At 63.6% G+C, this 26,933-nt stretch carries 24 protein-coding genes; 16 read left to right on the top strand and 8 right to left on the bottom strand.

The annotated features are described in order from the left end of the window. Positions 1-38 precede the first annotated feature (38 nt). The 13 genes from iolC to V5F23_RS15720 all read left to right on the top strand — a co-directional run bounded on the left by iolC (position 39) and on the right by V5F23_RS15720 (position 17,174). Positions 39-1,976 carry a 5-dehydro-2-deoxygluconokinase gene (gene iolC, locus V5F23_RS15780; RefSeq protein ID WP_123578960.1) on the top strand — a complete coding sequence of 646 codons (1,938 nt, stop codon included), beginning with the start codon at positions 39-41 and terminating at the stop codon, positions 1,974-1,976. Between the two features lie 213 nt (positions 1,977-2,189). After that, on the top strand, positions 2,190-3,083 hold the full coding sequence (iolE, locus tag V5F23_RS15775) for a myo-inosose-2 dehydratase (protein WP_123578961.1): 894 nt from the start codon (positions 2,190-2,192) through the stop codon (positions 3,081-3,083). Next, entirely contained in the window at positions 3,080-3,889 is an 810-nt protein-coding gene (gene iolB / locus V5F23_RS15770; protein WP_042732354.1) for a 5-deoxy-glucuronate isomerase, read from the top strand. Before iolE ends, iolB begins: the two co-directional genes overlap by 4 nt. 30 nt (positions 3,890-3,919) lie before the next feature. Continuing rightward, positions 3,920-5,422 (top strand): CoA-acylating methylmalonate-semialdehyde dehydrogenase, encoded by a 1,503-nt coding sequence (locus tag V5F23_RS15765; protein WP_047738879.1) that lies wholly within the window; start codon positions 3,920-3,922, stop codon positions 5,420-5,422. 33 nt (positions 5,423-5,455) lie between these two features. Beyond that, the gene (locus V5F23_RS15760) at positions 5,456-6,277 is read left to right on the top strand and encodes a TIM barrel protein (protein ID WP_047738878.1); all 822 of its coding nucleotides are present in this window, start codon (positions 5,456-5,458) and stop codon (positions 6,275-6,277) included. Between the two features lie 168 nt (positions 6,278-6,445). After that, entirely contained in the window at positions 6,446-8,377 is a 1,932-nt protein-coding gene (iolD, locus tag V5F23_RS15755) for a 3D-(3,5/4)-trihydroxycyclohexane-1,2-dione acylhydrolase (decyclizing) (RefSeq protein WP_212802671.1), read from the top strand. 27 nt (positions 8,378-8,404) lie between these two features. Further along, positions 8,405-9,415 carry a Gfo/Idh/MocA family oxidoreductase gene (locus V5F23_RS15750; protein WP_212802670.1) on the top strand — a complete coding sequence of 337 codons (1,011 nt, stop codon included), beginning with the start codon at positions 8,405-8,407 and terminating at the stop codon, positions 9,413-9,415. Between the two features lie 137 nt (positions 9,416-9,552). Next, positions 9,553-10,605, top strand: coding sequence for a Gfo/Idh/MocA family oxidoreductase (locus tag V5F23_RS15745; protein ID WP_212802669.1), 1,053 nt, complete (start codon positions 9,553-9,555; stop codon positions 10,603-10,605). A 336-nt stretch (positions 10,606-10,941) separates the two neighbouring features. After that, a complete protein-coding gene (locus V5F23_RS15740; protein WP_042731371.1) occupies positions 10,942-11,868 on the top strand; it encodes a sugar ABC transporter substrate-binding protein in 927 nt (308 codons plus the stop codon). An 80-nt stretch (positions 11,869-11,948) separates the two neighbouring features. Continuing rightward, a complete protein-coding gene (locus tag V5F23_RS15735; protein WP_042731370.1) occupies positions 11,949-13,502 on the top strand; it encodes a sugar ABC transporter ATP-binding protein in 1,554 nt (517 codons plus the stop codon). 142 nt (positions 13,503-13,644) lie between these two features. Then, entirely contained in the window at positions 13,645-14,667 is a 1,023-nt protein-coding gene (locus tag V5F23_RS15730; RefSeq protein ID WP_042731369.1) for an ABC transporter permease, read from the top strand. 327 nt (positions 14,668-14,994) lie between these two features. After that, positions 14,995-15,399, top strand: coding sequence for a TraR/DksA C4-type zinc finger protein (locus tag V5F23_RS15725; protein WP_003202859.1), 405 nt, complete (start codon positions 14,995-14,997; stop codon positions 15,397-15,399). 170 nt (positions 15,400-15,569) lie between these two features. Further along, a complete protein-coding gene (locus V5F23_RS15720; protein ID WP_338495541.1) occupies positions 15,570-17,174 on the top strand; it encodes a methyl-accepting chemotaxis protein in 1,605 nt (534 codons plus the stop codon). Between the two features lie 188 nt (positions 17,175-17,362). On the opposite strand, the gene V5F23_RS15715 is transcribed toward V5F23_RS15720, so the two are convergent. Together V5F23_RS15715 and V5F23_RS15710 are read right to left on the bottom strand one after the other, a co-directional pair. Further along, complete coding sequence (locus V5F23_RS15715) at positions 17,363-17,599, bottom strand: DUF2789 family protein (protein WP_042730576.1); 237 nt, start codon at positions 17,597-17,599, stop codon at positions 17,363-17,365. Between the two features lie 94 nt (positions 17,600-17,693). Then, a complete protein-coding gene (locus V5F23_RS15710; protein WP_152622935.1) occupies positions 17,694-17,930 on the bottom strand; it encodes a hypothetical protein in 237 nt (78 codons plus the stop codon). 425 nt (positions 17,931-18,355) lie between these two features. On the opposite strand from V5F23_RS15710, the gene V5F23_RS15705 reads away from it, so the two are divergent. From V5F23_RS15705 to V5F23_RS15695, 3 genes are all read left to right on the top strand, one after another. Beyond that, positions 18,356-18,805: a hypothetical protein gene (locus V5F23_RS15705; RefSeq protein ID WP_042730575.1), complete on the top strand. Its 450-nt coding sequence runs from the start codon at positions 18,356-18,358 to the stop codon at positions 18,803-18,805. 187 nt (positions 18,806-18,992) lie between these two features. Beyond that, entirely contained in the window at positions 18,993-20,003 is a 1,011-nt protein-coding gene (locus V5F23_RS15700; protein ID WP_047738866.1) for an ABC transporter substrate-binding protein, read from the top strand. Between the two features lie 133 nt (positions 20,004-20,136). Next, positions 20,137-20,574: a DUF3995 domain-containing protein gene (locus V5F23_RS15695; RefSeq protein WP_042730573.1), complete on the top strand. Its 438-nt coding sequence runs from the start codon at positions 20,137-20,139 to the stop codon at positions 20,572-20,574. 224 nt (positions 20,575-20,798) lie between these two features. On the opposite strand, the gene V5F23_RS15690 is transcribed toward V5F23_RS15695, so the two are convergent. The 6 genes from V5F23_RS15690 to V5F23_RS15665 are packed head-to-tail and all read right to left on the bottom strand — an operon-like array spanning position 20,799 to position 26,856. Further along, positions 20,799-21,152, bottom strand: a complete 354-nt coding sequence (locus V5F23_RS15690) for a Na+/H+ antiporter subunit G (protein WP_042730572.1) — start codon at positions 21,150-21,152, stop codon at positions 20,799-20,801. Then, positions 21,149-21,427 carry a K+/H+ antiporter subunit F gene (locus V5F23_RS15685; RefSeq protein WP_024780040.1) on the bottom strand — a complete coding sequence of 93 codons (279 nt, stop codon included), beginning with the start codon at positions 21,425-21,427 and terminating at the stop codon, positions 21,149-21,151. The genes V5F23_RS15690 and V5F23_RS15685 overlap by 4 nt, the downstream gene beginning before the upstream one ends. Continuing rightward, positions 21,424-21,912, bottom strand: coding sequence for a Na+/H+ antiporter subunit E (locus tag V5F23_RS15680; RefSeq protein ID WP_047738863.1), 489 nt, complete (start codon positions 21,910-21,912; stop codon positions 21,424-21,426). The genes V5F23_RS15685 and V5F23_RS15680 overlap by 4 nt, the downstream gene beginning before the upstream one ends. Next, positions 21,909-23,594, bottom strand: coding sequence for a monovalent cation/H+ antiporter subunit D (locus V5F23_RS15675; protein WP_047738861.1), 1,686 nt, complete (start codon positions 23,592-23,594; stop codon positions 21,909-21,911). Before V5F23_RS15675 ends, V5F23_RS15680 begins: the two co-directional genes overlap by 4 nt. Beyond that, on the bottom strand, positions 23,591-23,935 hold the full coding sequence (locus V5F23_RS15670; protein ID WP_003180540.1) for a Na+/H+ antiporter subunit C: 345 nt from the start codon (positions 23,933-23,935) through the stop codon (positions 23,591-23,593). The genes V5F23_RS15675 and V5F23_RS15670 overlap by 4 nt, the downstream gene beginning before the upstream one ends. Further along, a complete protein-coding gene (locus tag V5F23_RS15665; RefSeq protein WP_042730569.1) occupies positions 23,935-26,856 on the bottom strand; it encodes a monovalent cation/H+ antiporter subunit A in 2,922 nt (973 codons plus the stop codon). Before V5F23_RS15665 ends, V5F23_RS15670 begins: the two co-directional genes overlap by 1 nt. Between the last annotated feature and the right edge of the window lie 77 nt (positions 26,857-26,933).

Here is a 26,933-nt window from a genome sequence, read left to right as displayed (position 1 = left end):
GCGGCATGCGCAGGCTGATAAAAATAACAGGAGCCAGCATGGGCCAGACTCGTTTTGCCAGTGGGCGTCAATTGGATGTGATCTGCCTGGGACGCCTGGGCGTGGACCTTTATGCGCAGCAAGTCGGCGCACGCCTGGAAGATGTCAGCAGTTTCGCCAAGTACCTGGGAGGCTCGTCGGCCAACATCGCGTTCGGCACGGCGCGCCTGGGGCTCAAGTCGGCGATGCTGAGCCGAGTGGGCGACGACCACATGGGCCGTTTCCTGGTGCAATCGCTGGCGCGCGAAGGCTGCGATGTCAGCGGCATCAAGGCCGATCCGCAACGCCTGACAGCAATGGTCCTGCTGGGGATCAAGGATCGTGAGACCTTTCCCCTGGTGTTCTACCGCGAAAACTGCGCCGACATGGCGCTGCGGGCCGAAGACATCGACGAGTCTTACATTGCCTCCAGCAAGGCCCTGCTGATCACCGGCACGCATTTCTCCACCGACGGCGTCTATAAGGCCAGCATCCAGGCCCTGGACTATGCGCAAAAGCACCAGGTCAAGCGCATCCTCGATATCGACTATCGGCCGGTGCTCTGGGGCCTGACAGGCAAGGCCGACGGGCAGACCCGTTTTGTCGCCGACCAGAACGTCAGCCGGCACGTGCAAGGCATCCTGCCGCGTTTCGACCTGATCGTCGGCACCGAGGAAGAGTTTCTGATCGCTGGCGGCAGCGAAGACTTGCTCACGGCCCTGCGCACCGTGCGTTCGCTGACGGCGGCGACCCTGGTGGTCAAGCTCGGCCCGCAGGGCTGCACGGTGATCCATGGGGCGATCCCGGCGCGGCTCGAAGACGGCGCGATTTACCCGGGCGTTCGAGTCGAAGTCCTGAATGTGCTGGGCGCCGGCGACGCCTTCATGTCGGGGTTTCTCGCCGGTTGGCTGGAGGACGCCAGTGACGAGCGTTGCTGCCAGTTGGCCAATGCCTGCGGCGGCCTGGTGGTGTCGCGCCATGCCTGTGCCCCGGCCATGCCGACCCGGGCGGAGCTCGACTACCTGTTCAGCAGCCCGGTGCCGATCACCCGGCCGGACCAGGACGCCGTGCTGCAACGCCTGCATCAGGTCAGCGTGCCGCGCAAAGCCTGGAAGCAACTGTTCATTTTCGCGTTCGACCACCGTGGACAGTTAGTGGAACTGGCGCAAAAGGGCGGCCGCGACCTGAGTAGCATCGGCCAGCTCAAGCAACTGTTCATCCAGGCGGTGGAGCGGGTCGAAGCCGATTTGCAACGCCAGGGCGTCGAGGCCGATGTCGGCCTGTTGGCTGACCAGCGATTTGGCCAGGATTCGCTCAATGCGGCCACCGGGCGCGGTTGGTGGGTCGCGCGGCCGGTGGAAGTCCAGGGTTCGCGCCCGCTGGCGTTCGAACATGGGCGTTCCATCGGCAGCAACCTGATCGCCTGGCCGCAGGAACAGATCATCAAGTGCCTGGTGCAATTCCACCCCGATGACGAGCCGCTGTTGCGCCTCGAACAGGAAGCGCAGTTGATGGGGTTGTACAAGGCCTCCCAGGTCAGCGGCCATGAATTGCTGTTGGAAGTCATTCCGCCCAAGGATCATCCGTCGCCGCACCCGGACGTGCTGTATCGCGCCCTCAAGCGCCTCTACAACCTGGGCATCTACCCGGCGTGGTGGAAGATCGAGGCCCAGAGCGAGCAGGAATGGGAGCAGCTCGACGAGTTGATTCAGCAACGCGACCCGTATTGCCGCGGCGTGGTTTTGCTGGGCCTCAACGCCCCAGCCACGGCGCTGGCCGATGGTTTTCGCCAGGCCAGCCAGAGCACCACCTGCCGAGGGTTCGCCGTAGGCCGCACGATCTTCCAGGAACCGAGCCGAGCGTGGATGGCCGGGGAAATCGACGATGAAACGCTGATCCGGCAGGTGCAAGACCGGTTCGTGGAATTGATCGAGGCGTGGCGGGCGGCGCGGGCGTGACAGCGGCGCAAGAGCTTTTTTGTGGCGAGGGGATTTATCCCCGCTGGGCTGCGAAGCAGCCCCAAAACCCTACAACTCGGTGTGTCAGGCAGCCCACATTCAGCCGTTCGAGGGGCCGCTTCGCAGCCCAGCGGGGATAAATCCCCTCGCCACAGTTATGTATTCACAAATGGCTTTCGACATTCAGTTTGAAAACAATAAAAAGGTGCAGCCATGCCCGCTATTCGAATTGGCATCAACCCGATTTCCTGGAGCAACGACGACCTGCCTTCCCTGGGCGGTGAGACGCCGTTGAGCACCGCGCTGAGCGAAGGCAAAGCCATCGGCTACGAAGGCTTCGAGCTCAACGGCAAGTTTCCCAAGGACGCCAAGGGCGTTGGCGATGTATTGCGGCCCTATGACCTGGCCCTGGTTTCCGGCTGGTATTCCGGTCGCCTGGCCCAGCGTTCGGCAGCCGAGGAAATCGACGCCATTGCCAGCCATGTCGAGTTGCTGGCGCACAACGGCGCCACGGTGCTGGTGTACGGCGAAGTGGCCGATTCGATCCAGGGCCAGCGGATTCCCCTGGTCGAACGGCCGCGTTTTCACACCGACGACGCCTGGCAAGGCTACGCCGACAAACTCACCGAGCTGGCGCGCTTCACCCTGTCCAGGGGCGTGCGCCTGGGCTATCACCACCACATGGGCGCCTACGTCGAGTCGCCCTCGGACATCGACAAGCTGATGGCCCTGACCGGCAGCGAGGTGGGCCTGTTGTTCGATTCCGGCCACTGCTACATGGGCGGCGGCGAACCCTTGCAGGTGCTGCGCAAACACATCGAGCGTATTTGCCACGTGCATTTCAAGGACGTGCGCAAACCGGTGGTGCAGTTGGCGCGCAACCACCTCTGGAGCTTTCCCGACTGCATCATCAACGGCACCTTCACCGTGCCGGGCGATGGCGACATCGATTTTGCCGCGTTGCTGGACGTGTTGCTGGCTGCCCGTTACGAGGGCTGGCTGGTGGTGGAAGCCGAGCAGGATCCGGCCGTCGCGCCGAGTTACGCCTACGCCAAAAAAGGCTACGAGACCCTGCGCGCCTTGTTGCAGGAAAGGAGTGCGTCATGAGCCTGTTGATCAAGAGCCACGCCAGCGGCCGGACCATGGTCGAGCTGCCCGCCGGCGAGCTGGAATACGTCGGCTTCGCCGCCTATCGCCTGAGCCTGGGCGAAACCCTCGCGGTGGCGGCCGATGACAAGGAACTGTGCCTGGTGCTGCTCAGCGGTCGCATCAGCCTCAAGGGCGAGGCGCCAGGGCAGGGCGCGTTCGACTGGGACAACCTGGGCGACCGCCAATCGGTGTTCGAGGACAAGTCACCCTACGCCGCGTACCTGCCGCCCGGCAGCCAGGCTCAGGTCACCGCCCTGAGTGACGTGCAACTCGCCGTGTGTGCGGCGCCGGGGGCAGCCGGGGATCGCTACGCTCCACGGCTGATCCGCCCCGACAGCATGAAGCGCAGCGTGCGCGGCAAGGGTGCCAACACCCGCTACGTCTGCGACATCCTGCCGGACAGCGAGCCGGCCCATTCGCTGCTGGTGGTGGAAGTGCGCACGCCATCGGGACACTCGTCGAGCTACCCGCCCCACAAGCACGACACCGACGACCTGCCGCACCAGAGCTTCCTGGAGGAAACCTATTACCACCAGGTCAACCCGGCCCAGGGCTTTGTGTTCCAGCGGGTCTACACCGATGACCGCAGCATCGACCAGGCCATGGCCGTGGAGAACAGCGACCTGGTGGTGGTGCCCAAGGGCTATCACCCGGTCAGTGTGCCCTACGGGTACGAGTCGTACTACCTGAACGTCATGGCCGGGCCCAAGCGCGTCTGGCAGTTTCACAACGACCCGCAGCACAGTTGGCTGCTGGACCTCTGAATTGCACCATCCCCACGGAGAACAGGAACAATGAGCGACGCCCCGGTAGTAGGCCATTACCTCAACGGACAGGTGCAGGAACGCGACGCCACGCGCTTCAGCCCGGTCTTCAACCCGGCCACCGGTGCGGTCCAGGCACGGGTCGCGCTGGCCGAACCCGCCACTGTCGAGGCTGCGGTCGCCTCGGCACTGGCGGCGTTCCCGGCCTGGTCCGAACAGTCATCGCTGCGCCGTTCGCGGGTGATGTTCAAGTTCAAGGAACTGCTCGACCGCCACCATGACGAGTTGGCCGCGATCATCAGCCGGGAACACGGCAAGGTGCTGTCCGACGCCCACGGCGAAGTCACCCGGGGCATCGAGATCGTCGAGTACGCCTGTGGTGCGCCCAACCTGCTCAAGACCGATTTCAGCGACAACATCGGCGGCGGCATCGATAACTGGAACCTGCGCCAGCCCCTGGGCGTTTGCGCTGGCATCACGCCGTTCAACTTCCCGGTGATGGTGCCCTTGTGGATGATCCCGCTGGCGCTGGTGGCCGGTAACTGCTTCATCCTCAAACCCTCGGAACGCGACCCATCCGCCAGCCTGCTGATGGCCCGGTTGTTGACACAAGCCGGCTTGCCGGACGGCGTGTTCAACGTCGTCCAGGGCGACAAGGTGGCGGTGGATGCGCTGTTGCAGCACCCGGACATCGAAGCGGTTTCCTTCGTCGGCTCCACGCCCATCGCCGAATACATCCACCAGCAGGGCACGGCGAATGGCAAGCGCGTGCAGGCCCTGGGCGGTGCGAAGAACCACATGATCGTCATGCCCGACGCTGACCTCGACCAGGCGGCCGATGCATTGATCGGCGCCGCCTACGGCTCGGCCGGCGAGCGCTGCATGGCCATTTCCATTGCCGTGGCGGTGGGTGACGTGGGCGATGAACTGATCGCCCGCCTGTTGCCGCGCATCGATCAACTGAAGGTCGGCAACGGCCAGCAGCCGGGCACCGACATGGGGCCGCTGGTCACCGCCGAACACAAGGCCAAGGTGGAGGGGTTCATCGATTCGGGCGTGGCCGAAGGCGCGCGCCTGATCGTCGACGGGCGAGGCTTCAAGGTGCCCGGCGCCGAGCAGGGGTTCTTTGTCGGGGCGACGTTGTTCGACCAGGTCACCCCCGAGATGAGCATCTATCGGCAGGAGATCTTTGGCCCGGTGCTGGGCATCGTGCGCGTGCCGGATTTCGCCACGGCGGTCGCCCTGATCAACGCCCACGAGTTCGGCAATGGCGTGTCCTGCTTCACCCGTGACGGCGGCATCGCCCGGGCGTTTGCCCGCAGCATCAAGGTTGGCATGGTCGGCATCAACGTGCCGATCCCGGTGCCCATGGCCTGGCATTCGTTTGGCGGCTGGAAGCGCTCGCTGTTCGGCGACCACCACGCCTATGGCGAAGAAGGGCTGCGCTTCTACAGCCGCTACAAGAGCGTGATGCAACGCTGGCCCGACAGCATCGCCAAGGGCCCGGAGTTCAGCATGCCGACTGCCCAATAACCTGCTCGTACGAATGCCGGAGGGATAACAACAATGAACAAACCCCTGCGTTTTGCCCTGAACCGAATGGTCGCCCCGCGCCTGTCGCTGCCGGCCTTCATCGACCTGGCGCTGGCGTTGAAGACCGATGCCATCGAGATCCGCAACGACCTCAAGGGCGTCGAGATCGAAGACGGCATGCCGCCGGCCCAGGTGCGTGCGCTGTGCGAGGCACGCGGCATCAAGGTGTTGTCGATCAATGCCCTGTACCCCTTCGATGTGTGGAACGACGAACGCCGTGCCCAAGCCGTGCGGCTGGCCGACTACGCCCGCGAGTGCGGCGCCGAGGGGCTGGTGATGTGCCCGCTCAACGATCGCGCCGATCCGCGCAGCGAAGCGCAACGCGCGGCCGGCCTGCGCACCGCGTTGGGTGAACTGGCGCCGATCCTGCGGGCCTTCGGCATCTACGGTTTCATTGAGCCGCTGGGTTTCGAAGAATGTTCGTTGCGGCGCAAGGGCACGGCGGTGGCGGCGATCGAGGCGGTGGGCGGACTGGATGTGTTCCGCCTGGTGCACGACACCTTCCACCATCACCTGGCGGGCGAGCAGGCGTTCTTTCCCGAACTGACCGGCCTGGTGCACATCTCCGGTGTCGAGGATGCCCAGGCCCCGCTGGCGACGATCCGCGACGGCCACCGGGTGCTGGTGGGTGAGGCCGACATTCTCGGCAACGCCGCGCAGATCCAGGCGTTGCGGGCCGGAGGCTATGACGGCTACCTGTCCTTCGAGCCCTTCGCCGAGAGCATCCATGAATTGGCCGACATCCGCCAGGCGCTGGGGGCGAGCATGAGCCATTTGCAAAACCCGCAGGCCTGACACGATTGTTGGCCTGACGCAGATCCAAATGTGGGAGCGGGCTTGCTCGCGAAAGCAATGGCACATTCAACTTCGAGTTCGCCTGGTACACCGCTTTCGCGAGCAAGCTCGCTCCCACAAGGTTCTGCGCCAGCCGCCAGATTTTTGCATTCCAGGATAGGTGCAAGCATGACCACAACACGACTGACCATGGCCCAGGCCCTGGTGAAATTCCTCGATAACCAGTACGTCGAGGTCGATGGTGTTCAGAGCAAATTCGTCGCCGGGGTGTTTACCATTTTCGGCCACGGCAATGTGCTGGGGCTGGGCCAGGCGCTGGAGCAGGACGCCGGCGATCTGGTGGTGCACCAGGGCCGCAACGAGCAAGGCATGGCCCATGCCGCCATCGGGTTCGCCAAGCAGCACCTGCGGCGCAGGATCTACGCCTGCACCTCGTCGGTCGGCCCCGGCGCGGCGAACATGCTGACCGCTGCCGCCACGGCCACGGCCAATCGCATTCCATTGCTGCTGTTGCCCGGTGACGTCTATGCCAGCCGCCAGCCGGACCCGGTGCTGCAACAGATCGAGCAGTTCCACGACCTGAGCATCAGCACCAACGATGCGTTCAAGGCCGTGAGCAAATATTGGGACCGCATCAACCGCCCCGAGCAGCTGATGAGCGCCGCGATCCAGGCCATGCGCGTGCTCACCGACCCGGCCGAGACCGGCGCGGTGACCCTGGCGCTGCCCCAGGACGTGCAGGCCGAGGCCTACGATTATCCAGACTACTTCCTGCAAAAGCGCGTACACCGGATCGACCGTCGCCCGGCCACCGAGGCGATGCTCGACGACGCCCTGGCGCTGTTCAAGGGCAAGCGTCGGCCGCTGATCATCTGCGGCGGTGGCGTGCGCTATTCCGGGGCCAATGCCGCCTTGCAGGCGTTTGCCGAACGCTTCCAGATTCCGTTCGCCGAAACCCAGGCCGGCAAGAGCGCGGTGGTCTCCAGCCATCCGCTGAACGTCGGAGGTGTGGGCGAAACCGGTTGCCTGGCGGCGAACCTGCTGGCCGCGGAGGCGGACCTGATCATCGGTATCGGCACGCGCTACAGCGATTTCACCACCGGCTCCAAATGGCTGTTCCGCCAGCCGGGCGTGCGATTCCTTAACCTCAACGTCAGCCCGTGCGATGCGGTGAAGCTCGACGGCGTGCAGTTGCTGGCCGACGCGCGCGTGGGCCTGGAGGCGTTGGCCGGCGTGCTCGGCGACTATCGCGCCGAATGGGGCGGCCAAGTCGCCGACGCCAAGGCCCGGTTGGACGCCGAGGTGGATCGGGTCTACCAGGCCGATTACCAGGTCGAGGATTTCGTCCCGGAGGTGCGCGATCACCTGGACCCGGCGGTGTTTCGCGAATTCATCGAACTTACCGGCTCCTGCCTGACCCAGAGTCGCGTGCTGGGTACCCTCAACGAAAGCCTCGCCGATGACGCGATCATCGTCGCCGCCGCCGGCAGCTTGCCCGGTGACTTGCAGCGCAGTTGGCGCAGCAAGGGGGTGAACACCTATCACCTCGAATACGGTTATTCGTGCATGGGCTATGAGGTGAATGCGGCGCTGGGGGTGAAACTCGCCGAGCCGGATAAAGAGGTGTACGCGCTGGTGGGCGATGGCTCCTACATGATGCTGCATTCGGAGCTGGCCACCTCGATCCAGGAGCGGCGCAAGATCAACGTGGTGTTGCTGGACAACATGACCTTCGGTTGCATCAACAACCTGCAGATGGGCAACGGCATGGACAGCTTCGCCACCGAGTTCCGTTTCCGTAACCCGGACACCGGCAAGCTCAATGGCGGTTTCGTCCCGGTGGACTTCGCCATGAGCGCGGCGGCCTACGGCTGCAAGACCTACAAGGTCCGCACCCTTGACGAACTGCACGCGGCCCTGGCCGATGCACGGTTGCAGACTGTGTCCACCCTGATCGACATCAAGGTCCTGCCCAAGACCATGATCCACAGCTACCTGTCCTGGTGGCGGGTCGGCGTGGCGCAAGTGTCCACCAGCGCCCGCACCGACGCCGCCGCCAAAGCCCTCAATGAACGATTGGCCGAAGCTCGCCAATATTAACTGCCTCAACCGAATAAGGAGTTCCACATGTCTTTGAAACTGGGCGTCATTGGCACTGGGGCCATTGGCCAGGACCATATCCGGCGGTGCAGCCAGACGTTGCTCAATAGCCAGGTGGTGGCGGTGACCGACATCAACCTTGCCCAGGCGGCGAAGGTGGTGGCGGATTTGAACCTGACCGCCGAGGTCTACCCGGACGGGCACGCCCTGATCAAGGCGCCGGATGTCGAGGCGATCCTGGTCACTTCCTGGGGCCCGAGCCATGAGGAATACGTGCTGGCGGCGATTGCGGCCGGCAAGCCGGTGTTTTGCGAAAAGCCCCTGGCGGTCACCGCCCAAGGGTGCCGCCGGATCGTCGACGCGGAGGTGGCCCACGGCACACGCCTGGTACAGGTCGGCTTCATGCGGCCGTACGACGAAGGCTACCGGGCCCTCAAGGCGGTGATCGACAACGGTCAGATCGGCGAACCGCTGATGCTCCACTGTGCCCACCGCAACCCCAGGGTCGGCGAGAACTACAAGACCGACATGGCAATCACCGACACGCTGATTCACGAGCTGGATGTGCTGCGCTGGCTGTTGGCCGATGACTACGTTTCGGTGCAAGTGGTGTTCCCGCGCAAGACCAGCAAGGCCCTGGCCCACCTGCGTGACCCGCAGGTCGTGTTGCTGGAAACCGTCAAGGGCACCCGCATCGACGTGGAAGTGTTCGTCAACTGCCAGTACGGCTACGACATCCAGTGCGAAGTGGTGGGGGAGACGGGCATCGCCAAGCTGCCGGAACCGTCCCAGGTGCAACTGCGCAGCGAGGCCAAGCTGTCCAACGCGATCCTGATGGACTGGAAGGACCGCTTCATCGCCGCTTACGACGTCGAACTGCAAGCCTTCATCGACGGCGTGCGCGCCGGCCAGGTGGGCGGGCCATCGGCCTGGGACGGCTTCGCGGCGGCGGTGGCGGCCGATGCCTGCATCCAGGCGCAGCAGAGCGGGCAGATCGTTCCCATCGAATTGCCTGAGCGCCCGCGTTTCTACGGCTAACCCCAATCCTTGTGGGAGCGGGCTTGCTCGCGAAGACGGCGGCACATTCAACATTGATGTCGACTGACACTACGCCTTCGCGAGCAAGCCCGCTCCCACAGGGTCGATGTTTATCCAATGACTTTCAAGGGGGTTTCATGCGAATCGGACTGGTCGGCTACGGCAAGGGAGGGCGGTTTTTTCATGCGCCGTTGATCAGCAGTTTGCCGGGGGCGACGTTTGTCGGCGTGGTCACGCGCTCGGCTGAGCGGCGTGCGCAACTGGCAGGCGACTACCCGAACGCCCGCGCGTTTGACACGCTTGAGCAATTGGTGGCGGCGGGGGTCGACGCGGTGGTGGTGTCTACGCCGTTGGACAGTCGTCCGGCGGTGGTGATGCAAGCCATCGAGCACGGCGTGGCGGTGGTCAGCGACAAGCCATTTGCCCGTGACGCGGCCGAGGCCGAGGCGCTGGTAGTGGCGGCCGAGCGGGGCAAGGTGCCGTTGAGCGTGTACCAGAACCGTCGCTGGGATTCGGACTTCCTGACCTTGCGCAAATTGCTGGCCTCCGGTGCCCTGGGCCAGGTCATGCGCTTCGAGTCCAGTGTCGAGCGTTACTCGCCTTCGTCGGTGGGTAAAGGCAGCGGCGGCGGATTCCTGCGCGACCTCGGCAGCCATCTGGTGGACCAGGCACTGCAACTGTTCGGGCCGGTGGCGCGAGTCTACGCCGAGCTGGATTACCGAACGCCCGGCCAGGTTTTCGACAATGGCTTCTTTATGTCCCTGACCCATGTCGGTGGGGTCGTTTCACACCTGAGCGGCCATTGCCTGCAAAACGCCCCGCGCCCACGCTTTCGGGTCAGCGGCACCCACGGCTGCTACACCGTCGACGGCCTGGATGGCCAGGAGGCCCAGGCGCTGGCCGGATTGAGCCCGGCCAGCGCGGGCGAACGCTGGGGCGCCGAGGAACATCGGCGCTGGGGCTGGTTCGAGCACGGCAACGAGCGGGAGCGGGTGACCTCGGAACGCGGTTGCTGGATGACGTTCTACCAGCGCCTGCAAAGTGCCCTGCAAGGGGGCGGGCCGTTACCGGTGCAGGCCCGCGATGCCCTGGCGACCACGCGCATTCTGGACGCTGCGCGGCAGAGTGCCGAGCAGGGGCAGGTGGTGGTGATGTCCCCGCCCGTAGGCCATGGAATAAAAAACGAATAAAATTCTAAAACAAGTTGATATGGAAAATATTTTCCAATAAAGTCATTTCCAGGTTGCCGACATCCGGTTCCCATCCGAGCAAGCAAGTCTTAAACGGGTAGGGGACTTCACAAAAACAAGAAGCACAGCCAGGTACCGTCGATGAAAACCTTCAGCCGCTCTGCGTTTCACTTGCCAAGCCTGTCCTCTGTCGTATCCCTCTTCGGGTCCCTGTGCATCCAGCGCAAGGGCGCCGTGGTCTGTTGCATCCCCGGCGCGCCCATCGTGCGCTTGCCGCGCTCCTGATCCGCTACGCCTTATCCATAAAACCAACAAAAAAGTGGAGAAAGACCGTTCATGAAGACCAAGACCCGTATCGCCTCGCTGGCCCTGTCATTGATGCTCACCAGCGGCGCAGCCCTGGCGGACCTGAAGATCGGCGTCAGCATGTCCCAGTTCGATGACACCTGGCTGACCTACCTGCGTGAATCCATGGACAAGAAAGCCAAATCCCTGCCGGACGGCGTCAGCCTGCAGTTCGAAGACGCGCGCAGTGACGTGGTCAAGCAGCTGAGCCAGGTGGAAAGCTTCATCAGCCAGAAGGTCGACGCCATCATCGTCAACCCGGTGGACACCGCCGCGACCCAGCGCATCACCAAGGCCGCCGTGGCCGCCGGCATTCCGCTGGTCTACGTCAACCGGCGCCCCGACGATCTGAAGCTGCCGGCGGGCGTGGTCACCGTCGCTTCGGATGACCTGGAGGCCGGGCGGATGCAGATGCAGTACCTGGCGGAAAAAATGGGTGGCAAGGGCAACATCGTGATCCTGCTCGGTGACCTCGCCAACAACTCCACCACCAACCGCACCAAGGGCGTCAAGGAAGTGCTGGCCAAGTACCCCGGCATCAAGATCGAGCAGGAGCAGACGGGCACCTGGCTGCGGGACAAGGGCATGACGCTGGTCAATGACTGGCTGACCCAGGGCCGCGAATTCCAGGCGGTGGTCGCCAACAACGACGAAATGGCCATTGGCGCCGCCATGGCCCTCAAGGGCGCCGGCAAGGAGAAGGGCAGCGTACTGATCGCCGGGGTCGACGGCACGCCGGACGGCCTGAACGCGGTGAAGAAAGGCGAGATGGCCGTCTCGGTGTTCCAGGACGCCAAAGGGCAGGCCGACGGCTCGATCGACACGGCGGTGAAGATGGTCAAGAAGCAGCCGGTTGAACCCGCCGTGTGGGTGCCTTATCGCCTGATCACCCCGGAAAACGTCGACCAGTTCAAGTGAGGCCTGCCGTCCCCGCGGTTCCACCACAATAATAAGCAGGCAGGGTCGCGTCATCGACCTTGCCGAGGGAGTACCTGATCATGTTCGCTTCAGCGACTGCTTCGAGCACCCCGGCGATGAGTGTCCAGCCGGGCGTAATACCTGACGAACCGTACCTGCTGGAAGTCGTCAATGTCAGCAAAGGCTTTCCCGGCGTGGTGGCCCTGTCCGATGTGCAACTGCGGGTACGTCCAGGCTCCGTGTTGGCCCTGATGGGCGAGAACGGCGCCGGCAAATCCACCCTGATGAAAATCATCGCCGGCATTTACCAGCCCGACGCGGGTGAACTGCGCCTGCGGGGCAGGCCGGTGACGTTCGACACACCCCTGGCGGCCTTGCAGGCCGGGATCGCGATGATCCACCAGGAACTCAACCTGATGCCGCACATGAGCATCGCCGAGAACATCTGGATCGGCCGCGAGCAACTCAACGGCCTGCACATGATCGACCATGGCGAGATGCATCGCTGCACCGCCCGGTTGCTGGAGCGCCTGCGTATCAACCTCGATCCCGAGGAGCAAGTGGGCAACCTGAGCATCGCCGAGCGACAGATGGTCGAGATCGCCAAGGCCGTGTCCTATGACTCGGACGTCCTGATCATGGACGAGCCGACGTCGGCCATCACCGAAACGGAAGTGGCCCACCTGTTCTCGATCATTGCCGACCTCAAGGCCGAGGGTAAGGGCATCATCTACATCACCCATAAAATGAATGAAGTGTTCGCCATCGCCGATGAAGTGGCGGTGTTTCGCGACGGCGCCTACATCGGCCTGCAACGGGCCGACAGCATGGACGGCGACAGCCTGATCTCGATGATGGTCGGGCGTGAGCTGAGCCAGTTGTTCCCGGTGCGGGAAAAGCCCATCGGCGAGCGGGTACTGTCGGTGCGCGACCTGAGCCTGGACGGTATTTTCAAGGGCGTGTCCTTCGACCTGCACGCCGGCGAGATCCTCGGCATTGCCGGGTTGATGGGGTCGGGCAGAACCAACGTAGCCGAGGCGATTTTCGGCATCACGCCGGCGACGGGCGGTGAAATCCTGCTGGACGACCAGCCGGTGCGCATCAGCGACCCGCACATGGCCATCGAGAAAGGCTTCGCCCTGTTGACCGAGGATCGCAAGCTCAGTGGCCTGTTCCCGTGCCTGTCGGTGCTGGAAAACATGGAGATGGCCGTGCTGCCCCATTACGTCGGCAACGGTTTCATCCAGCAGAAGGCCCTGCGCGCCCTGTGCGAAGACATGTGCAAGAAGCTGCGGGTCAAGACGCCGTCGCTGGAACAGTGCATCGACACCTTGTCCGGTGGCAACCAGCAAAAGGCGCTCTTGGCCCGCTGGCTGATGACCAACCCACGCATCCTGATTCTCGACGAGCCGACTCGTGGCATCGACGTCGGCGCCAAGGCAGAGATCTACCGGCTTATCGCCTACCTGGCCAGCGAAGGCATGGCGGTGATCATGATTTCGTCCGAGCTGCCGGAAGTGCTGGGCATGAGCGACCGGGTCATGGTGATGCACGAAGGCGATCTGATGGGCACCCTCGACCGCAGCGAGGCGAGTCAGGAACGGGTCATGCAACTGGCGTCGGGCCTGTCCTGATGCAGCCTGTTCAAAACATAAAGTCGAGCGCAATTGTGGCGAGGGAGCTTGCTCCCGCTGGGCCGCGAAGCGGTCCCGTTTTCAGGGGGCTACACCCAAAAGCAATACCCCCTCGCCAAAGAACAAAAAAAGGTGAATGGCTATGAACGCAATACTGGAAAACAAACCCGCCGCCGCACCGGCCAGGACGCGCCGACGCCTGCCGACGGAACTGAGCATCTTCCTGGTGCTGATCGGCATCGGCCTGGTGTTCGAGCTGTTCGGCTGGATCATGCGTGACCAGAGCTTTTTGATGAACTCCCAGCGCCTGGTGCTGATGATCCTGCAGGTGTCGATCATCGGCCTGCTGGCCATCGGTGTGACCCAGGTGATCATCACCACCGGTATCGACCTGTCGTCCGGCTCGGTGCTGGCGCTGTCGGCAATGATTGCCGCCAGCCTGGCCCAGACGTCGGACTTCGCCCGGGCGGTGTTCCCCTCGCTGACCGACCTGCCGGCGTGGATCCCGGTGGTGGCCGGGCTCGGTGTCGGGCTGTTGGCCGGGGCAATCAACGGCAGCATCATCGCCATCACCGGCATCCCGCCGTTCATTGCCACCCTCGGTATGATGGTCTCGGCCCGTGGCCTGGCGCGCTACTACACCGAAGGCCAGCCGGTGAGCATGTTGTCGGACTCCTACACGGCCATCGGCCATGGCGCGATGCCGGTGATCATTTTCCTGGTGGTGGCGGTGATCTTCCACATCGCCCTGCGTTACACCAAGTACGGCAAGTACACCTACGCCATCGGCGGCAACATGCAGGCGGCGCGCACCTCGGGCATCAACGTCAAGCGCCACCTGGTGATCGTCTACAGCATCGCCGGGCTGCTGGCAGGGTTGGCCGGGGTGGTGGCCTCGGCGCGGGCGGCGACCGGGCAGGCGGGCATGGGCATGTCCTATGAACTGGACGCGATCGCGGCGGCAGTGATCGGTGGCACCAGCCTGGCGGGTGGGGTAGGGCGCATCACCGGGACGGTGATCGGGGCGCTGATTCTCGGGGTGATGGCCAGTGGGTTCACCTTTGTCGGGGTCGACGCCTACATCCAGGACATCATCAAGGGGCTGATCATTGTGGTGGCCGTGGTCATCGACCAATACCGCAACAAACGCAAACTCAAGCGTTAAACAGCCTTGTAATGCGACAAAGCGCCACGCCTGACCCGCGTGGCGTTGCCATTTGTCTTCTTAATACAGCCATTGCAGCGAATTTCTTGTTATAAACGCACTCCGATGACCGCCGAAAGCGTGTCAGAGAACATTTCTAGGGGTTGTCGGACATTTTCCCTATGTTTTCGGTTGCTGGGGCCTCCACTCGGCCTTAGACTGCCGCCCCTCGTAAATTGAGTGCCGGGTGGCGCTTGGAATAGACGGCGCCTTCCTGACGAGCGTGGCAGCTGCGCTGCGGGACGCTCCATAATTCGCCTTAATGCACGTTTTTTTATAGAGATATCAATGACAAAGGAAAAGTTGCTGGCCATGCCGGCGGATGACTACATGAACGCCGAGCAGCTGGCTTTCTTCACCAAGCTGTTGCAGAACATGAAAGTCGAAACCCACGAGCGCATCGAACAGAACCGAATCGCCATTGAGAGCCTGGACACCCCGGCCGACCCGGCCGACGCTGCTTCCGTAGAAGAAGAGCGCACCTGGCTGGTCAACGCCATTGACCGTGACCAGCGCATGCTGCCGCAACTGGAGCAGGCCCTGGACCGCATCAACGATGACAGCTTCGGCTGGTGCGACGACAGCGGCGAGCCTATCGGCCTCAAGCGCCTGCTGATCAGCCCGACCACCAAGTACTGCATCGAAGCCCAGGAACGCCACGAGCAGATCGACAAGCACCAGCGCCAGGCCTGATCCCGCCTCTTGAAAGATCGCAACCGCGCACCGCAGGTTGCGATCTTCGCTCAATATCTCACCCTCCCTGCCGTTGACCTGATGCAAGAACCGCGACTAATGGACCATGGATAATGGCCCCATAGTGGCGTTTAATGCGCTCATAACAACGATAAGCGTGGGTGACGAACATGGCGACAGAAGGATCTCTGGCGGGTGCGGTGCCGGCCTCGGTACCGGTGACGAAAGGCCTGGCACGCTGGCTGACGCCGACCTTGCAGAGCCTTGCCCTGACCTTGCTGTTGTGTGGCATGACCCTGGGCAGTTGGTCGCTGTACCTGGGCCTGCCGTTGGTGATGCTCATCGTCTGGTTGCCGCGCCTGCGCTCGCGGGTGGCCACGGTCCAGGCGCCGGCGACCGACCGGCTGTCCGAGCTGACTCGCGACTTGTCCTACACCACCAGTCATAACGCGTTGTCAGCCGCCGGTGTCGCCTATTCGGTCAAGCAACTGGCCGGCAAGGTCCAGTCGCAACTCGATGCGGCGGCGCGGATCGTCAGCAACGCCGAATCGATGATTGCCACCGAACAGGCGACTTCACACCTCAGCCAGCAGGCCCTGGGTGCCGCCAGCGAGGCTCATCGCAGCAGCGTGGCCGGGCGCAGCGAGCTGGTGGAGTCCATCAGTCGCATGCACCAGCTCAGCCAGCGGGCCAACGACAGTCGCGAGTTGATCGAAGCCTTGAGCGTGCGCAGCGATGAAATCCAGCGGGTCAGCCTGGTGATCCAGTCGATTGCCAGCCAGACCAACCTGCTGGCTCTGAACGCGGCCATCGAAGCGGCTCGGGCCGGCGAGCACGGCCGCGGATTTGCGGTGGTGGCCGATGAAGTCCGCGGCTTGGCCGGACGTACCGCGGCGGCGACCGGCGAGGTTGGGGTGATGGTCGCGGACATCCAGCAGCGCACGGCCCAGGTGGTGGAGCAGATCCGTCAACTGGCCGATGACCTGGACAGCGGCGTGCAGCAGGTCGAGCACACCGGCCAGCACCTGGAGAACATTGCCCGGCTCGCCGAAGGCGTGGAAACCCAGGTGGGCGCCATTGCCCAGGGCACCGACGCCAACCGCGAGCAGCTCGACAGCCTGTTTCATGCCATCGAGCAAATGCGCGGCGACCTGTCCGTCAGCGACCAGCAGACCCAGCGCCTGGCCGAGGCAGCGGTGCAGATGGAAGGCCAGGCCGAATCCATCAGCGAACGCCTGGCCGAGGTGGGCCTCGATGACTATCACCAGCGCGTCTATGACCTGGCACGGGAAGGGGCGAGCCAGATTGCCGCGCAGTTCGAGGCCGATATCGACCAGGGCCGCGTCAGTCTGGATGACCTGTTCGACCGCAACTACCAGGCCATACCCAATACCCAGCCCGCCAAGTTCCAGACCCGCTTCGACCGCTACACCGACCAAGTGCTGCCGCCGATCCAGGAACCGTTGCTCGCCCGGCACGAAGGCCTGGTCTTCGCGATCGCCTGCACCCAGCAAGGCTATGTGCCAACCCACAACAAGGTGTTCAGCCAGCCGTTGACCGGCGATCCCCAGGTGGACACCCTGAACAACCGCACCAAGCGCAAGTTCTCCGACCGCACCGGCATCCGCTGCGGCAGTCACCAGCAACCGGTGCTGTTGCAGACCTACACCCGCGACACGGGCGAACTGATGCACGACCTCTCCGTACCGATCATGGTCAAGGGCCGTCATTGGGGTGGGTTGCGGTTGGGTTACAAGCCTGAGAAGGCGCGTTGACGTTCACTCTATTGAATAAACGCAAAACCCCGTGGCGAGGGGATTTATCCCCGTTGGGCTGCGAGGCAGCCCCAAAAAGGCTGGTTGCAGCCGACCTGATACGCCGCAATGTGTGACCTAGGGGCTGCTACGCAGCCCAACGGGGATAAATCCCCTCGCCACAGGGGGCTCAACCGATGGCCTCTAGGTTATTTACCGTCGTGCAAACGCACGTTCAGTTGGTCCACCAGGACCGCTTCTTCACCGTCGGCCAGCAGCCATTCACGCAGCAGGGCTTTCTGCTGATCCGACCAGAAGTCGGCCTCCACCAGCTTGATCTCCGGTGCCAGCGGGTGGGCCACGATGAAATCGTCGATGGCTTTGCCGTCCGAGGGCAGGCCGAGTTGGTCGAACAGGGTACTGAGCTCGTGGGAAGGCTGTTCCATGGGGTTCTCCTTTGGCGGGCGCCGTCATGACGCCTGGGTTGCTTCTTTCTATCAGAGACAAGCGAGCGCCAGGAGTTCGATCGACATCAGGCCTTCAAGCACTCTGTTCGAGACGCCTGGCCAGGTAGCAGGCCTCGTTATGGTCGGTGCGGAAACCTCTTACACGCCCAGTTGATGTTTCTTCAATGTGAAAGAAACACTTTCCGGCCAGGACAACTCGATAACGCGGTTGAATCAACGAAATGGGCAGGTAATCGACACCGTCGAAGGTATCGGCTGTGTCGACGACACAAGGGACGATAGGGGGCCGGAGCGGGATGAAAATAGCCATGCGAATTCCTTTTCTAGGGTTTACCGACGAATTGTCGAGTGCTGCGAGTAGTCTCCACGCCTTCGGCTGCTCTAGAATCGGCAGTGTCGTGTAGACGGCTGCGCCTATCTAAAGCAATTTTTTTTGGGCTCGATGTCAGAAAAATGCTTTTCTAAGTGAGAAATTTCCCTAAAGTTAGTCGTCCCACTTTTCCGATGCTCAGCGTGGCGTTTTCCTTCAGCCTCTGACGCCCCCTCGGGAAAGACGGCGAGCGCGGCAACCTTTAGTCTGCTCTCGGCCGGGGATGGGGTGCGCCGTTCATTTCGAATTTCAAAGACAGGTCCATTGCGACACTACAGTCGGCACGGGTTCTCGTGGTCCGTCCTTTTAGCGGGTGGGCCGTTTTCAAAGATGGGGATGTTTCCTTGGCAGTAAGTAATCTGGACATGCATGCGTTGTTTGTACTCGGTGACCTGCGGGCAAAACTGGTCAAACTGTTCCAGTCGCGTTTCGTCTACATCACCGAGCAGACCCCGGAAGGGATCTATGTCGCCGAAATCGACACCGAGTCGGCCCTGGTGGTCGATGACAAGCCCAGGCTGGAACTCAAGGTCGGTGATCATTTTCGCGCGGCGGTGTTGCCCAGTCGTGAGGGCGGCAAGTTTGAAATCCGCTTTCGCGAAATCAAGTTGACGGTCTATGGCCTGGGTGACTATGCCTTCGTCACGACGCCCGCGGGCCATGCGATCCTGTTCAAGGAAGGCCATAGCGTGGTGACGGTGTTCGCCGCCCACGAACAATTGCAGGAAGGCCTGACCAAGACCCTGAAAGCCGTCACCGCCAAGGCCGCCAAATGGCGCAAGGGCGAGCTCGTGACCTTCAAGGCCAGCGAGTGATACGGCTTCACCGCTGAAAATGCCTCGAAAACCGTGTGCGCGGTGGCCATTGTGCCTGGCTCGCTCGCAGTTTCTCAGGGGGCCGCTGGAACCTCGGCTACAGTCAATTGACTGAACTATTCAGAGGCTTGCGTTCGCTGACGCAGGGCCGTTCGGTTATGTCTGTATCTGGCACGAGGTGCAAAGCATGAAACGAGTTCGACAGTGGCTGGCTGCCTGGGCCACCTTGGCTGTGTTGGGGGCGCCGTTTCCGGCGTCGGCGGCTTCGGCACCGATCCACTTCGCCGACCTGAACTGGGAAAGCGGCAGCCTGATCACCGATATCCTGCGGATCATCGTCGAAAAAGGCTACGACCTGCCGACCGACACCTTGCCGGGTACCACCATCACCCTGGAAACTGCCCTGGCCAACAACGACATCCAGGTCATCGGTGAAGAGTGGGCCGGCCGCAGTCCGGTGTGGGTCAAGGCCGAGGCCGAGGGCAAGGTGGTCGCCCTAGGCGATACGGTCAAGGGCGCGACCGAGGGTTGGTGGGTGCCCGAGTACGTCATCAAGGGCGACCCGGCCAAAGGCATCAAGCCCGTGGCGCCAGATTTGCGCAGTGTCCAGGACCTGGCGCGCTACAAGCACGTGTTCAAGGACCCGGAGAGCCCGGACAAGGGCCGTTTCCTCAACAGCCCCATCGGCTGGACGTCCGAGGTGGTCAACAAGCAGAAGCTCAAGGCCTACGGCCTGACGGACAGCTATGTGAATTTCCGCAGTGGCTCGGGGGCGGCGCTGGACGCTGAAATCACCTCGTCGATCCGCCGGGGCAAGCCGATCCTGTTTTATTACTGGTCACCCACGCCCTTGCTTGGAAAGTTCAAGCTGGTGCAGTTGCAGGAGCCGCCGTTCGATGCCGAGGCCTGGAAAACCCTCACCGATGCCGACAACCCCAATCCGAAGCCGACCCGATCCCTGGCCTCGAAACTGTCGATTGGCGTCTCCACGCCGTTCCAGCAGCAACACCCGGACATCGCCGAGTTCTTCGCCAAGGTCGATTTGCCCATCGATCCATTGAACAAGGCCCTGGCCGACATGAGCGAGAAACGCACACCGCCGCGCGAGGCCGCCGAAGCGTTCCTCAAGGCGCATCCGCAGGTCTGGCAGGCCTGGCTGCCCAAGGAGGTGGCGGACAAAGTCGCGGCCAGTCTCTAAAGAATGGCCAGCCGTTAGAACTCTTGATCCTGGGCAATGCGTCTTTCGCCGCAAACGGGCAGTCTGCGCCCGTCCGGCGAATTGCCAAATTCGAGCTAGGATGATTGTTCAACCTTTTTCAGGAGGCTGGCGAATGACGCTTTTCTTGGCTCGGTCGCTGGTCGCAGTGTTTGCGACCATCAGCTTGATTCACTTGTATTGGGCCCTGGGTGGGCGTTGGGCGGTTTTGGCGGTGGTGCCCCAGGTGCCGGCCAAGCACGGCGAAGCGCTGCGACCGGCGTTCGATCCGTCGGGCTGGTTGACGTTGCTGGTGGCCTTGGCGCTGCTGTTGATCGCGGTTCTGGTGAGCCTGCGGGGCGGGCTGTTGGCACCGCCGGTCACGCACCGGGCGCTGCAATGGCTGATCAGCGCGATCGCCTTGCTGATGTTCGCCCGCGCCATCGGCGAGTCGGAGCTGGTGGGCTTCTTCAAGGAGTTCAAGGAGTCGACGTTTGCCAGGCTTGATACCTGGATCTATTCGCCGTTGTGCGTGGTGCTCGGGGCCGGGTTGCTGGCGGTGGCGTGGGTCTGAGGACAAGGCTGCAACACTGTTGTGGCGAGGGAGCTTGCTCCCGCTGGAGGGCGACTGAAGGCATCACCGTGGCGAGGGGATTTATCCCCGTTGGGGCGCGAAGCGGCCCTTATAACGGCTGAACGTGGTCAATCGGATGTACACAGGTGGCAGGCTTTGGGGTTGCTCCGCAACCCAGCGGGGATAAATCCCCTCGCCACAAAGGCGTTCGCTCGAAATACCCGTTAGCCCTCACGGCGACTGCTCACCTCCGCCGGCACATCATCCCCCGCCATGCGCTTGCGAAACAGCGCCGCCCGGGCCAGCAGCAGGGTGGTCACCGGCACGGTGATCGACAGCAGGATCGGGATCAGCCAGGCGTGCAACACCGGCCCGGACTTGAGCCCCGAAAAGTACAGGATCGAGGCCAACGCCACGCACCAGGCCCCCAGGGTGGACGCCAGGGCCGGCGGATGCATGCGCTGGAAGTAATCCTTCAGCCGCACCAGGCCGATGGCGCCGGCCAGGGCGAACAGGCTGCCGAGCACCAGCAGGATCGCCACCGGGATTTCGATCCACATCGATAACTCCACGTTCATTCGATCACCTCGCCACGCAGCAGGAACTTGGCCAGGGCAAACGAGCCGACAAAGCCGAACAGGGCGATCAGCAGCGCCGCCTCGAAATAGGTGTCACTGGCGTAGCGGATGCCCAGCACCAGCATCATCAGCATCGCCACAATGTACAGGTAGTCCAGGGCCAGGACCCGGTCCTGCGCCGACGGCCCCTTGAACAGCCGCAGCAGGGTCAGCACCATCGCCAGGGAAAACAGGAACAGGCTCAGGAGAATCGCGTTGGACAGCAACGGGCTCATTCGAAAATCTCCATCAATGGGCGCTCGTAGGTGGCCTTGAAGTGCGCGATGAAGGCCGCCTCGTCGTCCAGGTCGAACACATGCAGCAGCAGGATGCTGCGGTCCAGGGCCAGTTCCGACCAGACCGTGCCTGGCACCACCGTGGTGATCATCGACAGCGCGGCCAGGCCGTTGGCATCGTTCAGGTCCAGCGGCACCTTGACGAAGCGCGAGCGCGGCGGACGCCGACCGGCGTTCAGCACGCCCCAGGCCACCGCGAGGTTGGACACCAGCACGTCACGGCCCACCAGCAGGAACAGCCGCAGCATCACCCACGGTCGGCGGATGCGGATCGGCCGCGGGCGCAACGGGCGCATCATCAGCGGGGCCAGGAAGCCCAGCGCGGCCCCCAGCAACAGGTGGCCGGGGCTCAGGGACAGGTTCATCACCAGCCACAACAACCAGAGTGCCAGGGACAGCCACGGGGCAGGGAACAGGCGCTTCATGGCTGCACCTCCAGCGTCGCGGCGCGCGCCTCGGGGCTGGGGATGGCACGGGTGGCCAGCACTGACATCACGTAATGTTCCGGGTTGTTCAGCGCCTGGGCGGCGGACTGGGTATAGCGCAGCAGCGGCTCGGCCTTGAAGGTCAGGGCGATGCCCAGGCCCAGCAGCACGATGATCGGCAGGCATTCGAAGGGCCGCAGCAACGGCGACGGTCGTTCCTGTGGCGTCCAGAAGCGTTGCACGCCCAGGCGCGAGAACGCGATCAGCGAGGCCAGCCCGGACAGGATCAGCAGCGCCAGCAGGCCCCACGCCTGGTTCGACACCGGCGTCTCGGCGCTGGCCCCCAGCCCCTGGGGATTGAGCAGCGCGCTCAGCAGGCCCAGCTTGCCGATGAAGCCGGACAGCGGCGGCATGCCGATGATCAACAGTGCACAGAAAATGAAGCTCAGGCCGAGGAACGCCATGGTCCAGGGGATCACTTGCCCGACCACGGCTTTCTGCTCGTCATCGAGGTTGATGCCCTTGGGCGGCTGCAAGGATTCCAGCGGGCGCGGCAAGCTGTCGAAATCGTCTTCCAGGGCCAGTTCATTGGCCGAGCGCGAGCGTTCGATCAGTTCGGCCAGCAGGAACAACGCGCAGAGCGCCAGGGTCGAGCTCACCAGGTAAAACAGCGCCGCGGCCACCAGGTTCGGTTGGGCGAAACCGATGGCCGCCAACAGGATCCCGGCCGAAACCAGGATGCTCAGGCTGGCCATGCGCTCCAGTCGCTGGGCCGCCAGGATGGCGATGGCCGCGCAGACGATGGTCGCCATGCCGCCGTAGATCAGCCAGTCGGCGCCGAAGTACGCCGAGGCGCCGGCCTGGCCGGAGAACAGCAGGGTCCACAGACGCAGGATGGTGTAGACGCCGACCTTGGTCATGATCGCGAACAGCGCGGCCACCGGCGCACTGGCCGCGCTGTAGGCCGGCACCAGCCAGAAGTTCAGCGGCCACATGCCGGCCTTGGCCAGGAACGCCACCGCGAGGATGCCGGCCCCGGCGTGCAGCAGGCCGCGGTCGGCTTCCGGCACCAAAGGCACCTTCAACGCCAGGTCGGCCATGTTCAGGGTGCCGGTGACACCGTAGATCAGCGCCGCGCCGATCAGGAACAGCGACGAAGCCAGCAGGTTGATGGAGATGTAATGCAGGCCCGACGACACCCGCGCCCGTCCTGAGCCGTGGAGCATCAAGCCGTAGGACGCCGCCAGCAGCACTTCGAAGAACACGAACAGGTTGAACAGGTCGGCTGTGAGGAAGGCACCGTAGAGGCCCATCAGCTGGATCTGGAAAAGGGCGTGGAAACTGGCGCCGGCGCGGTCCCAACGCGCCGTGGCGAACAGCAGGGCGCTGACGCCGATGATCCCGGTCAGCACCAGCATCAGCGCCGACAGACGATCGACCACCAGGACGATGCCGAACGGTGCCTGCCAGTTGCCGGGCAGGTACACGCCAATGGAGGCGGGCAGGTCCTGGCCCTGGGTCCAGGCCAGCAACAACACGGCGATGCCCAGGCCGAGCAGGCTGGAAAACAGGTTGATCCGCGCCTTCAGCGGTCGGTGTTTCTCGCCGAGCATCAGCATCAACGCGGCCGTCAGCAGCGGCAACAGGATCGGGGCGGCGATCAGATGGGGCGTCAACGTCATTCCCGGGGCTCCCGGCCGTCCACATGGTCGGTGCCGGTCAGGCCCCGGGACGCCAGCAGCACCACCAGGAACAGCGCGGTCATGGCGAAGCTGATCACGATGGCGGTCAGCACCAGGGCCTGGGGCAGCGGGTCGGTGTAGTGCAACAGGTCCTGGGGGACGCCATCCTTGATGATCGGCTCCTTGCCGATGAACAGGCTGCCCATGCTGAAAATGAACAGGTTGACGCCATAGGACAGCAGGCACAGGCCCATGACCACCTGGAAGGTCCGGGGGCGCAGTACCAGCCAGACACCGGAGGCGGCGAGCACGCCGATTGCGATTGCGATGACTTCTTCCATCAGGCAGTGGCTCCTTTGAGAGGGGCTGCTTTGGCCTGCAGGCCCGGTTTGTGCGCGCGCACCGATTGGTGGGCCAGGGCGGTGAGGATCAACAGGGTCGAGCCGACCACCACGGCGTATACGCCAATGTCGAAGAACAGGGCGCTGGCCAGGTGAATGTCACCCAGCAGCGGCAGGTTGAAGTGCCAGGTGTGCGTGGTCAGGAACGGGTAGCCGACGGCCATCGCCCCCAGGCCCGTGACGGTGGCGAACAGCAAGCCGGTGCCCATCCAACGCAACGGCCGCAGGCTCATCTGGGCCTCGACCCACTGGGTGCCGGCCACCATGTACTGGAGAATGAACGCCACCGACATCACCAATCCGGCGACGAAACCGCCGCCCGGCTGGTTGTGGCCACGCATGAACAGATAGAACGAAACCACCAGGGCAATCGGCAGCAGCAGGCGCACCAGCACCGACGGCACCATCATGAAGCCCAATGCGGTGTCGCTGGCTTGGCGCGGGTTGACCAGGTCGGTGACCACGTCCGGCGCCAGCAGGCGTTGTTGCGCCGGCAACTGCATGCTTTCCTTCGGCGGGCGGAAACGTCGTAGCAAGGCGAACACCGCCAGCGCCACCGCCACCAGCACGGTGATTTCCCCCAGGGTGTCGAAGCCGCGGAAGTCCACCAGCATCACGTTCACCACGTTGCTGCCGCCGCCTTCGGGCAGGGCCCGGCTCAGGTAGAACGAGGAAATGTCGTTGGGCGTCTGGCGCGTCAGCATCGCGTAGGACAGCAACGCCATGCCGCCGCCCACCGCGATGGACAGCAACAAGTCCCGCAGGCGGCGAATGCGTGCGCGGCGTTCGCTGTTGGGCAACGGCGAGGCGTCTTCGATCCGTCGCGGCAGCCAGCGCAGCCCGAGCAGGATCAACACCGTGGTCACCACTTCCACCACCAGTTGGGTCAGGGCCAGGTCGGGGGCGGAGAACCAGACGAAGGTCACGCAGGTCATCAGCCCGCAGACACTGACCATGGTCAGGGCCGCCAACCGGTGGTACTTGGCTTGCCAGGCCGCGCCCACGGCACAGGCGATCGCCAGCACCCACAGGGTGACGAACACGATGGAGCCGGGGATCTTTGGCCGATCGCCCCAGACCAGCGAGCTGTGCAGCATCGGGATCAGCCCCGCCAGCAGCGCGGCCAGGACCAGCCAGAACAATTGGGCTTGCAGGCGACGGGTGCTGATCCGCCGCTCCAGGCGCCGGCCCTGGCGCATCATCAACACCAGGCAGCGCTCGAACAGGCGCTTGCCGCTGAGTCTGCCAATGAATGGCGGGTGCTTGATGTGCCCCAGCCTGAACTGATTGCGCAGCAGCAGGTACAGCACGATGCCGCCGGACATCGCCACCAGGCTCATGATCATCGGCGCATTGAGGCCGTGCCAGATCGCCAGGCTGTACTCGGGCAGCGTGCCGCCCACCACGGGCAATGCCGCCGCCGCCAACAGGGAACCGACCACCTGGGCCGGGAAAATCCCCACCAGCAGGCAGGTGAACACCAGCAGTTCCACCGGTGCGCGCATCCAGCGCGGCGGCTCGTGGGGGGTGTGGGGAAGGTCGGTGGCGGCGGGGCCGAAGAACACGTCCACGGTGAAACGCAGGGAATAGGCGACGCTGAAGGTCCCGGCGATGGTGGCGATGATCGGCAGCGCCAGTTCGACCCAGGCCGTGGCGGAAATGAACACCGTCTCGGCGAAGAACATTTCCTTGGACAGAAAGCCGTTGAGCAACGGGACCCCGGCCATTGCCGCGCTGGCGACCATGGCCAGCGTCGCGGTGAACGGGATCAACCGGACCAGGCCGCTGAGCTTGCGGATGTCGCGGGTGCCGCTTTCGTGGTCGATGATCCCGGCCGCCATGAACAGCGAGGCCTTGAACGTGGCGTGGTTGAGGATATGGAACACCGCCGCCACGGCCGCCAGCGGGCTGTTGAGGCCCAACAGCAGGGTGATCAGCCCGAGGTGGCTGATGGTGGAGTAGGCCAGCAGGCCCTTGAGGTCATTCTGGAACATCGCGCAATAGGCGCCCAGCAGCAACGTACAGGCACCGGCGCCGCCGACGATGTAGAACCATTCTTCACTGCCCGACAGCGACGGCCATAGCCGCGCCAGCAGGAACACCCCGGCCTTGACCATGGTGGCCGAGTGCAGATACGCCGACACCGGCGTGGGCGCGGCCATGGCGTGGGGAAGCCAGAAGTGGAAGGGGAATTGTGCGCTTTTGCTCAAGGCGCCGATCAGGATCAGCGCCAGCAGGATGGGGTAGAGGGCATGGGCCCGAATCAGTTCGCCGGCGGCCAGGACCTTGTCCAAGTCATAGCTGCCGACGACATGGCCGAGCAGCATCACCCCGGCCAACAGACAGAGGCCGCCGGCCCCGGTCACCATCAAGGCCATGTAGGCGCCACGGCGGGCATCGGCGCGATGGTGCCAGTAGCCGATCAGCAGGAAGGAAAAGAGGCTGGTCAGTTCCCAGAAAAACACCATCTGGATCAGGTTGCCAGAGATCACCAGGCCGAGCATGGCGCCCATGAACGCCAGGAAAAACGCGAAGAAGCGCGGCACCGGATCGTCCGGCGACATGTAGTAGCGCGCGTACAACGACACCAGCGTACCGATGCCCAGCACCAACAATGAAAACAGCCAGGCGAAGCCGTCCAGACGCAGGACGAAGTCCAGGCCCAGGCTCGGCAGCCACGAATAGGTTTCGCGGATCACACCGCCGTCGGCGATCTGCGGGTACAACAAGGCCACCTGCACAGTGCCGACCAGGGCCACGAGGCCTGCCAGCAGCGATTCGGCGTTACGGGCGTTATGCGGCAGCAGTGCCGCGACACAGCTGCCGATGAAGGGCAAAAGCAATAGAACTATCAGTGACATAGGCTTCTATTCGGCGGTAGGTTCTCAAGGATCATACGTGCCCTGACCCGGATCACCAACCGCGAGGGTGTCGCAGA

The organism is Pseudomonas sp. WP18 (genome assembly GCF_036689585.1).
In the GTDB taxonomy this organism is placed as follows: Bacteria; Pseudomonadota; Gammaproteobacteria; order Pseudomonadales; family Pseudomonadaceae; genus Aquipseudomonas; species Aquipseudomonas chlororaphis_E.
Note: the sequence above shows the minus strand (reverse complement) of the source record. Positions and strands in the feature narration are given on the sequence as shown.

What these genes read in the sequence shown, in the direction of transcription:
- iolC (WP_123578960.1), top strand. Translation starts at nt 39, where the DNA reads ATGGGCCAGACTCGTTTTGCCAGTGGGCGTCAATTGGATGTGATCTGC.
- iolE (WP_123578961.1), top strand. Translation starts at nt 2,190, where the DNA reads ATGCCCGCTATTCGAATTGGCATCAACCCGATTTCCTGGAGCAACGAC.
- iolB (WP_042732354.1), top strand. Translation starts at nt 3,080, where the DNA reads ATGAGCCTGTTGATCAAGAGCCACGCCAGCGGCCGGACCATGGTCGAG.
- V5F23_RS15765 (WP_047738879.1), top strand. Translation starts at nt 3,920, where the DNA reads ATGAGCGACGCCCCGGTAGTAGGCCATTACCTCAACGGACAGGTGCAG.
- V5F23_RS15760 (WP_047738878.1), top strand. Translation starts at nt 5,456, where the DNA reads ATGAACAAACCCCTGCGTTTTGCCCTGAACCGAATGGTCGCCCCGCGC.
- iolD (WP_212802671.1), top strand. Translation starts at nt 6,446, where the DNA reads ATGACCACAACACGACTGACCATGGCCCAGGCCCTGGTGAAATTCCTC.
- V5F23_RS15750 (WP_212802670.1), top strand. Translation starts at nt 8,405, where the DNA reads ATGTCTTTGAAACTGGGCGTCATTGGCACTGGGGCCATTGGCCAGGAC.
- V5F23_RS15745 (WP_212802669.1), top strand. Translation starts at nt 9,553, where the DNA reads ATGCGAATCGGACTGGTCGGCTACGGCAAGGGAGGGCGGTTTTTTCAT.
- V5F23_RS15740 (WP_042731371.1), top strand. Translation starts at nt 10,942, where the DNA reads ATGAAGACCAAGACCCGTATCGCCTCGCTGGCCCTGTCATTGATGCTC.
- V5F23_RS15735 (WP_042731370.1), top strand. Translation starts at nt 11,949, where the DNA reads ATGTTCGCTTCAGCGACTGCTTCGAGCACCCCGGCGATGAGTGTCCAG.
- V5F23_RS15730 (WP_042731369.1), top strand. Translation starts at nt 13,645, where the DNA reads ATGAACGCAATACTGGAAAACAAACCCGCCGCCGCACCGGCCAGGACG.
- V5F23_RS15725 (WP_003202859.1), top strand. Translation starts at nt 14,995, where the DNA reads ATGACAAAGGAAAAGTTGCTGGCCATGCCGGCGGATGACTACATGAAC.
- V5F23_RS15720 (WP_338495541.1), top strand. Translation starts at nt 15,570, where the DNA reads ATGGCGACAGAAGGATCTCTGGCGGGTGCGGTGCCGGCCTCGGTACCG.
- V5F23_RS15715 (WP_042730576.1), bottom strand. Translation starts at nt 17,599, where the DNA reads ATGGAACAGCCTTCCCACGAGCTCAGTACCCTGTTCGACCAACTCGGC.
- V5F23_RS15710 (WP_152622935.1), bottom strand. Translation starts at nt 17,930, where the DNA reads ATGGCTATTTTCATCCCGCTCCGGCCCCCTATCGTCCCTTGTGTCGTC.
- V5F23_RS15705 (WP_042730575.1), top strand. Translation starts at nt 18,356, where the DNA reads ATGCATGCGTTGTTTGTACTCGGTGACCTGCGGGCAAAACTGGTCAAA.
- V5F23_RS15700 (WP_047738866.1), top strand. Translation starts at nt 18,993, where the DNA reads ATGAAACGAGTTCGACAGTGGCTGGCTGCCTGGGCCACCTTGGCTGTG.
- V5F23_RS15695 (WP_042730573.1), top strand. Translation starts at nt 20,137, where the DNA reads ATGACGCTTTTCTTGGCTCGGTCGCTGGTCGCAGTGTTTGCGACCATC.
- V5F23_RS15690 (WP_042730572.1), bottom strand. Translation starts at nt 21,152, where the DNA reads ATGAACGTGGAGTTATCGATGTGGATCGAAATCCCGGTGGCGATCCTG.
- V5F23_RS15685 (WP_024780040.1), bottom strand. Translation starts at nt 21,427, where the DNA reads ATGAGCCCGTTGCTGTCCAACGCGATTCTCCTGAGCCTGTTCCTGTTT.
- V5F23_RS15680 (WP_047738863.1), bottom strand. Translation starts at nt 21,912, where the DNA reads ATGAAGCGCCTGTTCCCTGCCCCGTGGCTGTCCCTGGCACTCTGGTTG.
- V5F23_RS15675 (WP_047738861.1), bottom strand. Translation starts at nt 23,594, where the DNA reads ATGACGTTGACGCCCCATCTGATCGCCGCCCCGATCCTGTTGCCGCTG.
- V5F23_RS15670 (WP_003180540.1), bottom strand. Translation starts at nt 23,935, where the DNA reads ATGGAAGAAGTCATCGCAATCGCAATCGGCGTGCTCGCCGCCTCCGGT.
- V5F23_RS15665 (WP_042730569.1), bottom strand. Translation starts at nt 26,856, where the DNA reads ATGTCACTGATAGTTCTATTGCTTTTGCCCTTCATCGGCAGCTGTGTC.